Annotated in this window: 14 protein-coding genes; 2 read left to right on the forward strand and 12 right to left on the reverse strand. The window is 35.8% G+C overall.

Annotated features, from left to right (window positions below; translation table 11 throughout):
* Positions 1-24 precede the first annotated feature (24 nt).
* A complete protein-coding gene (locus JKP73_RS10670; protein WP_200411210.1) occupies positions 25-1,563 on the reverse strand; it encodes an FAD-dependent oxidoreductase in 1,539 nt (512 codons plus the stop codon).
* Between the two features lie 127 nt (positions 1,564-1,690).
* Between JKP73_RS10670 and JKP73_RS10675 the strand changes: the two genes are divergently transcribed.
* On the forward strand, positions 1,691-1,960 hold the full coding sequence (locus tag JKP73_RS10675; RefSeq protein ID WP_021291328.1) for an acylphosphatase: 270 nt from the start codon (positions 1,691-1,693) through the stop codon (positions 1,958-1,960).
* 51 nt (positions 1,961-2,011) lie between these two features.
* Here the strand turns inward: JKP73_RS10675 and JKP73_RS10680 are convergent, their stop codons facing one another.
* Complete coding sequence (locus JKP73_RS10680; protein ID WP_021291327.1) at positions 2,012-2,251, reverse strand: ferredoxin family protein; 240 nt, start codon at positions 2,249-2,251, stop codon at positions 2,012-2,014.
* A gap of 194 nt (positions 2,252-2,445) precedes the next feature.
* Here JKP73_RS10680 and JKP73_RS10685 point away from each other — a divergent pair, with 194 nt between their 5' ends.
* Positions 2,446-3,627, forward strand: a complete 1,182-nt coding sequence (locus tag JKP73_RS10685) for a M14 family metallopeptidase (RefSeq protein WP_038243997.1) — start codon at positions 2,446-2,448, stop codon at positions 3,625-3,627.
* Here JKP73_RS10685 and JKP73_RS10690 read toward each other — a convergent pair.
* The 10 genes from JKP73_RS10690 to tatA form a co-directional block, all read right to left on the reverse strand.
* Positions 3,618-4,202, reverse strand: coding sequence for a histidine phosphatase family protein (locus JKP73_RS10690; protein WP_021291325.1), 585 nt, complete (start codon positions 4,200-4,202; stop codon positions 3,618-3,620). The genes JKP73_RS10685 and JKP73_RS10690 overlap by 10 nt on opposite strands.
* A gap of 141 nt (positions 4,203-4,343) precedes the next feature.
* On the reverse strand, positions 4,344-4,547 hold the full coding sequence (locus JKP73_RS10695; RefSeq protein ID WP_021291324.1) for a DUF6501 family protein: 204 nt from the start codon (positions 4,545-4,547) through the stop codon (positions 4,344-4,346).
* A 39-nt stretch (positions 4,548-4,586) separates the two neighbouring features.
* Positions 4,587-5,558, reverse strand: coding sequence for a peptide-methionine (R)-S-oxide reductase MsrB (msrB, locus tag JKP73_RS10700; RefSeq protein WP_200411211.1), 972 nt, complete (start codon positions 5,556-5,558; stop codon positions 4,587-4,589).
* 76 nt (positions 5,559-5,634) lie between these two features.
* Positions 5,635-6,171: a VrrA/YqfQ family protein gene (gene vrrA / locus JKP73_RS10705; RefSeq protein ID WP_188941982.1), complete on the reverse strand. Its 537-nt coding sequence runs from the start codon at positions 6,169-6,171 to the stop codon at positions 5,635-5,637.
* 159 nt (positions 6,172-6,330) lie between these two features.
* Entirely contained in the window at positions 6,331-9,453 is a 3,123-nt protein-coding gene (locus JKP73_RS10710; protein ID WP_200411212.1) for an SbcC/MukB-like Walker B domain-containing protein, read from the reverse strand.
* Position 9,454: 1 nt separating this feature from the next.
* Positions 9,455-10,606, reverse strand: coding sequence for an exonuclease SbcCD subunit D (locus JKP73_RS10715; RefSeq protein WP_200411213.1), 1,152 nt, complete (start codon positions 10,604-10,606; stop codon positions 9,455-9,457).
* A 140-nt stretch (positions 10,607-10,746) separates the two neighbouring features.
* A complete protein-coding gene (locus tag JKP73_RS10720) occupies positions 10,747-10,965 on the reverse strand; it encodes a YozE family protein (protein ID WP_021291319.1) in 219 nt (72 codons plus the stop codon).
* 17 nt (positions 10,966-10,982) lie between these two features.
* Complete coding sequence (tatC, locus tag JKP73_RS10725; protein ID WP_021291318.1) at positions 10,983-11,741, reverse strand: twin-arginine translocase subunit TatC; 759 nt, start codon at positions 11,739-11,741, stop codon at positions 10,983-10,985.
* Positions 11,742-11,843: 102 nt separating this feature from the next.
* Positions 11,844-12,041: a twin-arginine translocase TatA/TatE family subunit gene (locus tag JKP73_RS10730; RefSeq protein ID WP_021291317.1), complete on the reverse strand. Its 198-nt coding sequence runs from the start codon at positions 12,039-12,041 to the stop codon at positions 11,844-11,846.
* A gap of 19 nt (positions 12,042-12,060) precedes the next feature.
* Positions 12,061-12,270 (reverse strand): twin-arginine translocase TatA/TatE family subunit, encoded by a 210-nt coding sequence (gene tatA / locus JKP73_RS10735; RefSeq protein ID WP_021291316.1) that lies wholly within the window; start codon positions 12,268-12,270, stop codon positions 12,061-12,063.
* Between the last annotated feature and the right edge of the window lie 155 nt (positions 12,271-12,425).

Consider the following 12,425-nt stretch of genomic DNA (forward strand, 5'->3'; position numbering starts at 1 on the left):
GATCAATATAGTGATTTTTGCGATCTATTTATTTAATTTAGCTGGATCAATTTGCTTTAATGATTTATTTGCTGGTCCTTCGATAACTTCACCTGTATAAGAAAAACGTGAACCATGACATGGGCAATCCCAACTGCGTTCACCTGAATTCCATTCAACTTCACAACCTAAATGTGTACAGGTCGTATCAACAACATGAAGCTGATTTTCTTTATCTTTATAAACACCTGTTCGATTACCATTAATCCTAGTGACTGTTGCTTGATCTGGCGCTAATTGATTAAGCTGATTTTCCGTGTTATCCAATTTTCCTTGAATCATGTGTTTCGCTACATCCATATTTGTTTGAGCGAACTTTCGAATCGATGGATCGGCTTGGAATCGTGTTGGTGTAAACAATGCTGTATAGTCACTATGTTGTTCAACAATTTGCGAAGAAATAATTTTAGCAGCGACTGTACCATTTGTCATTCCCCATTTACGGAAACCGGTTGCAACCAAAACTGCATCTTCTGATTTTTTAATTGGTCCAATATACGGCAATTTATCCAGCGTAGTTAAATCTTGTGCTGACCATCGATAATCACAAGATTTCATGTCAAAATTTTGCTCAGCAAATTGTTGAAGTGCTTTGTAATGATGCAATGTGGATTTTCCTTGGCCGGTTTTATGATTCTCTCCACCAATTAACCATAAGTCACACCCTCCCCACTTCGTTGACCGAATTGATCTGGTTGGGGTTTCCGCATTAATATACATACCACCAGGATAAGGCTTTCGAGATTGGATTCCAAGAACGTAGGCTCTTTCGGCATACATTCTTGCAAAATAATAACTATCTCGGTCATAGAAAGGAAAATGAGTTGCACAGATAACATATTTGCAAGTTATGCGATGTGCCTCTTTGGTTACAATTGAAGGATATTTGTTATATTCGATATCAATTGCAGTTGTGTGTTCGTAATAGGCTGCATCCTGGTTGCAACTTTCTTCAATTAATGTTAATAGATATTTTAACGGATGGAATTGTGCTTGATCCTTCATTTGTAGTACAGATTTCACTGGAATATCTAAAGGCATTGTTTCACTTAAAGTACTATTAATATTTAGTTGCCTGTAGGCGTTATACTCATTTTCTAAGTTATCTAACCATTTATCGGAGTTGGTATAAATAAATGCATCTTCTTTTTTATAATTACAATCAATGTGGTGTGTTTTGATAATCTCTTCAATAAGTTGTTTAGCTTCATCGGCAGCCTTTAAATAAAGACCGGCGTTTTCAATGCCCATATGCCTAATCAATTCATCATAAATTAAACCATGTTGAGCGGTGATTTTTGCTGTTGTATGTCCAGTTGTTCCGTTTAATAATTCATCTGCATCAATTAAAGTTACTTTAATATTTTGCTTCGAAAGTAAGTATGCTGCTGTAATTCCAACTATTCCCCCTCCAACAATACCGACATCTGTTTTAATGGAGGTATCTAAAGGCCGGAATTTGGGTAATGATAACGTATCTCTCCAAAACGAGGTTGATTCAGAAGGGATTTGTGATTTATCCAATGGATGGCCACTCCTTTTATTAACTATACTATTATTAGTAGTATAAACACTCCTCGTTATTTTAACCGATTAAATCAGGTTTACCTTTCAAATAAATCGGATATTGTGTTAAATGAGGTGATATGCAATGAACGTACATGCTAAGATAAGTGGAAAAGTTCAAGGAGTTGGCTTCCGTTTTTCTGCTAAGCAGAAAGCAGATGAAATAGGAATAACTGGCTGGATTCGAAATAATCCGGATGGAACGGTTGAATTGGAAGCTCAAGGAGAGAATAAGCAATTAGATCAATTCTTAAAAGACTTATCAAAAGGATTAAATCCAGCTATAAAGGTTCAAGAGGTAGATCAAAGCAAATTTGAAAGTTCAACGAATTTTAATTCCTTTAAAATAAGCTAAATAGAAAGGATCGTTGGTTGATCCAACGATCCTTTCTATTTATTGCTCTTCTTATTGCTCTTCAAAGAACTTACGGTTAAGAGCGATATATTCATTTTCTTCCTCTGGTACTTCATCTTCCATATAAATTGCTTCTACCGGACATACAGCTTCACACGCCCCGCAATCGATACAAATGTCAGGGTCAATGAAAAACATATCTTTTCCTTCTTCTATACAATCAACAGGACATACTTCAACGCATTCTCCTGCTTTTTCATCTTTACAAGGTGATGTAATAATAAATGCCAAGTGGTTCTCCTCCTTTTACCGTTCTGTTAAATTATGTTAAGTGTATATAATAATTTAATTGTAATTATAACGCATTTACAATGAAAAATAAAAGCCATTTTGCTGAAATAGCACTTGTTAATTCCATCATTCTACACATTTTTCATGAAAATAGCCATATAATTTAGTATTCGTAATATAGGGAGAGAAATACAATGGAAATAACTGTACGGCAAGGAGACACATTACACTATTATAGTCAGCTTTTTGATATTCCGTTACCATTAATAGAAGATGCCAATCAAAGGTCACAAGTTTTTGCTGAAGAGACGGTGTATATACCAGGGTATCAATCCATTCCTTATATAATTCAATCCGATGATTCATTTCAAACAATTGCTACGAACAGAAATATCCCTGTCGACCGGATTGCCTTACTTAATCAAACCAGCATTGACAACAGTTTAACTGTTGGGCATAGCATATGTCTTCCTAAAAAAGTAACAGAGCTAATCGTAACAGACCTTAATGATTACACCTATGAAAAAATGCAACAAGATCTACATAAAATTGCAAAACTCTATCCATTTATTACGCTGCAATCCATTGGCTCATCCGTAATGGGCAAAGATTTGATTGAGGTACAAATTGGAAATGGTTCAAAACAGGTTCATTTAAATGGTTCTTTTCATGGAACAGAGTGGATTACGACATCGGTTATTCTAAAATTTATTAATGAATATGCCATATCCTTGACGAATCAGTTACCAATGCAAGCCATTGCCACATTACCTCTTTATCAAGCAGCTCGCCTATCGATTGTTCCTATGGTTAATCCTGACGGAGTCAATCTTGTTATAAAAGGTTCTGCATCTGCAGCAAAATATGAAGCGAATGTATTAGATATAAATCATAATCAGGATGATTTTTCTAATTGGAAAGCAAATATTCGAGGGGTGGATTTGAATAAGCAATTCCCTGCATGTTGGAATGTGGAAGCGAACAGAAAGCCAACTTCACCTCAGCCCAGAGACTTCCCTGGCTACATGGCATTAACAGAGCCAGAAGCGATTGCGATGGCGAATTTAGCGAAGCAACGTCATTTTATGCGGCTTCTTGCTCTACATACGCAAGGAGAAGAAATATACTGGGGTTTCGAGGGATTTGAACCAGCCATTTCCCAAAAAATAGTTAATGAATATGCGCAGGTTAGTGGTTATCAACCGGTTCGTTATCTCGATAGCTTTGCTGGTTATAAAGATTGGTTTATTCAAGAATTCCAAAGACCTGGTTTTACATTGGAATTAGGGTTGGGAGTAAATCCTCTACCTTTTGAACAGTATCCAATTATTTATCAAAAGACACGAGGAATTTTATTGGCAAGTCTTTATTTATAAAGATCTTGCCAAATTATGTGTTGAGGCGATTCCAATTCCTCGCAAAACTGTAATGCGTAAATATCTGGATTTCGCATCGTCTTCCATTGTTCAAAACCAAACGTATGATCAAAATGATTTAGTAATAACGCAATTAAGTTCCCATGACTGACGATAATAATATTTTGGTAATCATTTTGCTGCACTATTTCATCTAGTATTGGATACGCTCTTTTAAATGCATCATTTGATGATTCCCCACCAGGTAAAGCAAAATCAGGTTCTTGAAAAGAATGCTCCAACACCTCTAACCAGTCATCAATTGGCTGCACACTCAACATACGTTCTTGAAGTCGCTCATCAATATGTATAGATAGATCTTGCTTCATCGCAAACGGTTTAATACTGTCGATTGCCCTTAAATAAGGACTAGAGATAATACAATCAATTCGTTTGTCCAATTTGCTGAAATAATACGCTAATTGTTCTGCCTGTTTTAAGCCATTTGTTGTTAAAGGAGAGTCTCGATGTTGACCATGAGCATGACAATGCCTTACGAAATAGATTTGTTTCTGTACTTGCACGGAATAATCCATTACCCAACCTCCATTCTTAAAACAGAATAATACGAATTGACTAATACATGTTTAGTATACCATTTTTAGTAAAGAAATAGTACGATGCATAAAAAAACCAGGGTAGTTTATCCCCTGGTATTTCCATTCAACAAGTAATTTTTATACTACTTCAAAATAGTCTTTATGAAATCCACCGATTCGATCACTATTGTCAATAATAAAGTAAAATTCTTCTGTTTCATTTTTTACGTCGTAAATTTTACCTGGTGTCAATTTATTATTTACTACGAATTTCTTTGCATCAGCATGTACACATTTTAATTGTTTGATGGTTTCTCTATTTTCCCAGTCTAAATGAATCATTTCACTTCTCCTCTATAGTTTACATAATATGATTATCGTTTACTTGTTTCCGCCAAATAATCGTTGATACTCGCCATAGCCTGCATCCTTTAATTTATCTTTTGGGATAAATCGCATAGCAGCGGAATTCATACAATAACGGAGTCCTCCCTCATCTTTAGGGCCATCATCAAATACATGTCCTAAATGAGAGTCTGCATCCTTACTTCTTACTTCTGTACGAACCATCCCATGGGAAGTATCTGTGTTTTCTTTTAATTGATACTTATCAATTGGTTTTGTAAAGCTTGGCCAACCACAGCCGGCGTCATACTTATCTTTGGATGAAAACAGCGGTTCTCCAGAGACGATATCTACATAAATACCTTCTTGCTCATTATCCCAGTATTCATTATAAAAAGGTCGCTCCGTACCATTTTCTTGTGTTACTTGATATTGGATTGGCGATAATTTTTGTTTTAAATCTGTGTTATCTTTTGCGTTCTTCCAATTCTGATTAATAAAATCTTCCCTTCCAGATCCCTTTTTATATAAGCGGTAGTGGAAGGACTGTTTTTTGTAGTAATCTTGATGTTCTTCCTCCGCTGGATAAAAAGGCTTTGCAGGAAGAATTTCAGTAACAATTGGCTTGGAAAATTTACCGCTATTCTCTAAGTCTTGCTTTGATTGTTCCGCAATTTGTTTCTGTTGCGGATTATGATAGAAGATCGCTGTTTGGTAGGACTCTCCTCTGTCATTAAATTGACCATGCGGATCAGTTGGATCGATTTGCTGCCAAAACGTTTCTACCAGCTTCTTATATGGCATGATGGTTGGATCAAATTCAATTTGTACTGCTTCCACGTGGCCGGTAGTATTCGAGCAGACTTGTTGATAAGTTGGATTTTCTACTGTTCCTCCTGTATATCCCGAAGTCACCCGAATAATACCTGGTCGTTCATCAAAAGGTTCAACCATACACCAGAAACAACCTCCAGCGAAAGTTGCGAATTCTTTTGTTGTTTCACTCATGCTATACATCCCTCCTGAGCATTTTCTTCTATTTTTCCCTTTATAGAAGAAAAAATCAAGCTAGGCGTCTTAAAAGTTAAATAAACAGTTTCGGTACGGATTGCCCTTTTTTTTGTTCTGCGATATCAGAAGGTTCACTATCTGATGACTCTATCCATTCCGAGCTGCTTTCTTCTTCCTTTGCATCTAGACTTTCCTCTATTTCATCTTTTTGTTCATCATTCGTACTCTCCATTGAATTAAAGGCCTTCATCATACGATACATTGCTGGCAGGTTTTTTACCATTGGTCCATATTCCTGTACAATAGGAGCTGCGTTTTGAACTACTTTAATCACTTGTTGAACATTATCTAATGTTCCAGAGAGACCACCCACTCCTTTGCTCAGAAATCCAGTTCCGGAACCAGATTGAGGCTGTAGAAAGCTTAAAAGATTTCGTAAATTACCTCCTCTAGTCTGAGGTTGTTGTGGTATCATCCCTGAAAATGGCCGATTAGGAAATGGTGTATTAGAAAATGATTGATTACCAAATGGACGCATGAAGTTACCCGGGTTCCCCTGAGGCGGCGTATCAAATGGGAATTGCCCTTGTTGATTTGGTGGAAATACCATCCCGATTTACCCCCTTCTTATAACAAATCATCTGTAAATAGTGTACGTAAACCCATCCAAAAAGTGTAGGCATATATGAAAATAAATTGATTATTTCCCGGGCAACCGCAAGAACCAACAGAATCCCTTAAATTCAAACAATGTAATGGCAAAAAATTGCTAAAGTGTGTCAAAACGAAAGCCTAATTTCGATCCTTGCGGCGTTGGTGTAATCTGAAGTTTTGCATGTATTTCATTTTTTAATTGTGGGACGTGGGAAATGATCCCTAACAACCGATTACTATCTTGCAAATCTTTCAGACAATCAATCGCTTGTTGTAAGGATACCTCATCGAGTGTTCCAAAGCCTTCATCAATAAACAGCGTATCAAGTTTCACCCCGCCTGTATGTGCTTGAACAACATCTGCTAATCCTAATGCTAAGCTGAGTGCGGCTTTAAAACCTTCCCCACCTGATAATGTCCTAACAGATCGCTGCTGTCCTGTATGGTGGTCTAGTACCTCAAGGTCTAATCCACTTTGAGCTCCACGTTTAGCAACTTGGCCACTCCGAATTAGCTGATATCGATGATTTGTCATACGATCTAAACGTAAATTGGATTGTAGCAAGATCTCATCTAAAAAGGATGCAAGTACGTACCTTTCAAAAGAAAGCTTTAATTGATTATTTCCATTTGCTAATTCTGCCAATTCACCGATAGTGTAGTATTCCTTTTCTAATGCTTCTTTCGCTTGTAAATGTTCATCAAGCTGCTCTTTTATTGCTAAATCATTTTTTCTTTTCATGTGAAGCGCATATATATGGTCATTTAACGCTTGAATTTCCTCTTGTAAGGTTGAAACCACATTCTCTAGATACGTAGAATTAGGACGGTCTTTTCCTTTAATTTCATTGTTTAATTCATCGATACGATAATTTAGTTGCATCACTTGGTTTTCAAAAGTAGTTATCTCGTTTTCTAATTCTTTTATTTCATCGGGTGCACGTTTCGCTTTATGATAAGCTTCTATAGATACGAACCCATTATCTTCGATCGTTGTTAGGAATTGGCGGTGATAATAATCGAAATTTTCTTTTGTGTTTTTTTCAAATTGAATCCGCTGTTCCATAATTGTATTCTCTCGTTGTAATTGCTCAGATACCTTTTGGTAATGCTGCTCTACTTGTAACCATGTCTCCATTAATTGAGAAAGAATCGCTTCTTTATTCTGTAATTCTTTTTCAACCGATTCTGGGTCGCTCATGGTTGAAGGTAAAAGCTTGGATAACTCATCAATACTTGTTGATAGCTTCACATCCTTTTCAACCGTCTGTTGCACGGTTGAAGAAATTTGATCAAACGTTTGTTTGAATTCTTCATATTGCCGTTTTAACTGATCCCTTTTTTCTTTTAATTGCTTATTCTTCAATAATTTATTCTCTATGACAGCAAGTTCTTTTGATTGTGTTTTATGAAGTTCCGTCTGTTCTAGATACGCTTGTTTTAATTGTTGTATGTTTAATGTTGGGATCCATTCTTTTATCTCTTCATACAGTTTATCTACAAGCTCTTTCTGATATTTGCCATTTGATTGACAAGCAATAAAGCGTTGTTGTTCTTGTTGGAAATCTGCTTCCTTTCTTTTTACTTCCTGTTTTAATTGATCTATTTCAGTAGTTGGATCTTCCTTCGCCCATACAGTTTCTACCTTATGCGGATGTGCTTCAGAACCACAAACAGGACATGGTTGACCTGGTTTTAGCTGATGGACCAGTATGGATGCATAATGCTCATGCTGTTCTTGTTCCATTTTCTCTAATTTATTTCTAATTGCCGTTAATTGATTGTGCTTTGACCGATAAATATCTTTCAATTTTTGGTATTCTTGTCTTAAATTCACTAATTTTTCATACTCGATTTGAAGCTTTTCTAATTTAAACAAGTGATCTGCTATACTTTCCGTTTCTGCTTTCTTTTTATAATAGGCTTCCGTGATGTTTTCATCTTCCTTTAGGGATACTTCTGCACGGTCGATGTTTGTTGATATTTGTTTTAGTTGATCATTATAAGAAGCGAGTTTTTTCTCTTTGTTCATTCGTTCTTGCTTCATTTGAGAGGCTTCCTGCTTCAACTGAATTAAATGCGTAACTTGATCACGATATTTTTTTGTCTGATTAACCTCTTCCTTTAGCGTCTCTCGTTGCGTTTCATTTTGTTTTTCTTGATTATATTTCGATTTTACTTGTTCAAACTCAGCTTGAATATGATTGATTCTCTCCTGTTGTTTCTTCAATTCTTCCTTCTGTTTGTTCCATTCTGCCTCTCTAGCCTGTTTTTGTTCCTCAAAAGGGATAATATGTTGTGCTGTCTTTGCCTCAGAAAGTATTTCTTTGTTTGTTTCTATTGCTTCCACACGTTGGTTTAATTCTTCTTTTTCCTGTTTACGTTTTTCTAACTCAATAAACTTTTCTTCCAATCTTTTTGCTGCATCCAATCTTTCTTGAGCCTCTATTAACTCTTTTTGCTTGATCGTTTTGTTTTGGGTTTGTTGTTCAATTACTCTAAGGTTTTGGTTGATTTCATTTTCTAGATATAGCAGATGATCACGAAACCGATGGATTTCTTCCCCTGGTGCATGATGTGTCCATTCTATTTTATTTAATTCAAATTCTATCAACTGTTCATGCTTACCGATTTCTTCTTTCATATCTTTCGCATCTGCTTTGAGTTGTTCTGTCATTTGCTCGTAAAGATGAGTATGAAAGATTTTTTGAAGGATGTTTTCCCGCTCTTTACTGTTCTCTGAAATCAGCTTACGAAATTCACCTTGGGGGATGAGCACCATCTTTCGAAATTGTTCATAATCAAATCCGAGGCGATTTTCAATAGCTTCATTTACGTCTTTAATACGAGAAGTAATTAATGATTTTGTGTTGTTAATCATCTCGTATAGTTCTGCTCTAGCAGGTTCATCCGTAAATCCCTCGCCACGTTCTTTTGGTTTAACTTGCTTGGGATTTCTTTGTACTACGTACATGCGTTCGTTAAGTGAAAAACAAAACTCTACTTCCGTTGTATCCGACATCCCAGCGAAATGACTACGTAATGTATCCTGATCCCTATCGGAACCACTTGCTTTTCCGTATAGGGCATAACAAATGGCATCGAAAATCGTAGTCTTTCCAGAACCAGTTGGACCGGTTATCAAAAAGATAGATTCGTCCCCTAGCTGTCTAAAATCGATCGTCTGCTTCTCTAAGTATGGTCCAAATGCTTTAAAACTTAGTGAAATTGCTCGCATATTATGACCTCCTCTCCTTATCTATGATTGTTGCAACCACTTTATCGATATGTTTCATACTGCTTTCAGGTATTGGTACTCCTTTAATTTCTTCATAGAAAGAAGCGAATAATTCGGTATGAGAGCGAGACTGTTTCTCGCGTATTTTTTGTAGATCTAGTAAACTATTTCGTGAAGTTTGTACTTTTCGTTCTAGCCGTAAAATATTTGGGTAAATTTTTCTTAATTTATTCATTGGATCAATAATTTGACCTTCGTCTAACAACTGAATATGTAAGAAATCTTCCTTATTTTCTAAAGGATCTTCAAGTAACGCATGAAAATAGCCCTCTACGATCCGCATATCATGTTTAGGAATTAAAGGAATTCGATTAATTTGGCAGACACCTTCCTGATCTAATTCAACGATGGTTATTGATTTTTGTTGATTAGACTCAGAGAAAGAATACTTTAAGATGGAGCCACTATATCTTATCGTCTTACGATGTATTCGCTGCGGTTGATGCAAATGCCCCATTGCTACATATGAAAAAGGCTCGAATAGCCTAGCATCAACATATGAAGTACCTCCAATCATAGATAATCGTTCTTCAGATTCTGTCTCCATTCCCCCAGCTAAAAAGGCATGTCCAATAAATATATGACGTTCACTCAAGTCGTATTTTCTGTTCATTTTTTCGATAATTGCTTCCAAGGCTTGCTGATGCGATTGAATAGAATCATCTTCAAATACACTACGTACTTCAGCAGGTTCCGTATAAGGAACTAAATGAAAATAAACAGGTCCATGTGCATCATGAAGAACTACTGGCGAAGAATTCCCTTTAAACTTAGCTTCTAAATAAAGATGCTGTTTACGAAACAGATCACTCCCAAATTCAAGTCGATCGGGACTATCATGATTACCTGATATTGCTAAGATGGGGATGTGGAGTTCTGTAATTATTGTTGTAAATATTCGGTTTAATAGTTCGACTGCTTCTTTAGGAGGGATCGCTCGGTCGTAAAGATCACCTGCAATAATAATAGCATCTGGTTCCTCCCTTCGAACAATATCAAGAAATTGTTCTAATACATAAGCTTGCTCTTCGGTCATATGAATATTGTTAACTATTTTTCCTAAATGCCAGTCGGCAGTGTGTATGAATTTCATCGTTTTCCTCCTATAACACATAGTTTAACAAATCATTTGCTGGAATAGCTATAAATCAGATATCCTTTTGTATTCAAGTCACCATACAAATGGTTCTTTTTATATAAAAAAGACGCCAGAGATACTCTCAGAAGCGTCTTTTAATCTTCGTGCATTGTATATGTATCCCAAAGATCATCAAACACCATTAAGGCGGTTGGAAATGGACTATTCCACTCTAAGTAATTACTAAGCTCGTCATAATCTTTTGATTGCTTTGGAAAATAATGATCTGCAAAAGCCCATTCTGCTAAGCGACTTGCATCATCTACTTGTTTACTTCCACGATAAGTCATTAAAAAATGATAAAATGATCGCAATCCTCTTCTCCTCCCGATTAATCAAAGGTATCACTTTCCATAAACTCCTTATGCTTACGCTGTTTCTTTCGATAAACAATAGCAGCCAGATAGATACTTATTTCGTAAAGTAGAATTAAAGGTATTGCTACAACGAGTTGAAGTATAAAATCTGGTGGTGTCACAATCGTACCAATTATGACTAGGATAAGATAGGCATATTTTCGAGTTTTCCGCATGTAATCAGGAGTTAAGATGCCAATGGCTGTTAAAAACATGGCAATGATTGGAATTTCAAATAATACAGCAAATGGCAACGTTACACGTATTAAGAATTTGAAATATCTGTCCACGGTAAACATTTCATTAAACATACCATCATTTAACGATAATAAAAAAGGTAGAATTAGTTCAATGAACATATAATAACCAAACACAAGCCCACCAATAAATAATATAAATACAGCAGGTATATATGCCAATGTTGCTTTTCTCTCTGTATTTGTTAATCCTGGTTTTACAAATAACCATACTTGTAATGCAAAAATCGGAATTGTACATGCAATAGCTACAATCCCAGCAAGCGTGAAATAAATCCAGATGATTTCACCCGGACTAATTACAGTCAGCTTCATCCCAATGTCATGTTGAAAAAAAGCATAAATCTCTTTCGAATAAATAAACCCAACAATAAAAAAAACGATAAAGAAAACCGCCGTAATAATAATTCGATTCCTTAATTCAGATAGGTGGTCCGTTAGATTCATTTCCTTATCTTCAAAAGATTTGTCAGTCATTCTGTCACTCTCCTACTACCAAAGCATGTACATTCTGTTAACATCTTATAACAGCTTTAACACAAAAGAAGATGCAAGGGTTGTACCTTACACCTTCGCTTATCAGTTTTTATTAGACGATTTCTTTTCTGTTTTGTCAGAAGAATCTTCATCCGATACGATACCTTTTGTAGCATTTTTAAATTCTTTTAACGAACTCCCAAATGCTTTTCCGATTTCCGGAAGTTTCGAAGGTCCAAAGACAACTAGTGCAATAATTAGAATTAGGATTAATCCAGGAACACCTATACTTGAAAACATTCCCCTTCACTCCCTATGATTATTTACTGCTTTTTTCATCCGTAATCATATCTTTTGTTTCGTTAATCTCATCTTTAACATCACTCGTTAGTTCATTAGCAGACGTTTTAAATTCCTTTAATGTTTGTCCAGCAGCTTTTCCGATTTCCGGTAATTTCTTAGGACCAAATATCACTAAGGCAATGATTAAAATTAATATCAATCCTGGAAAACCAATACTAGATAACATGGTAGCACCTTCTTTGAATTAATAATTTTATTATAAGCAACTTTTACCAAAACATAAATTTATTTCATTTAAAATTCATAGAACATCCAATTATTAATGAAGCGCTTATAGTGTAACATGTTTCCTTTTCTAGAAACAAGCCTCTTTCTATAGCC

This window comes from Virgibacillus salexigens (assembly GCF_014905415.1).
Classification (GTDB): domain Bacteria; phylum Bacillota; class Bacilli; order Bacillales; family Amphibacillaceae; genus Virgibacillus; species Virgibacillus salexigens.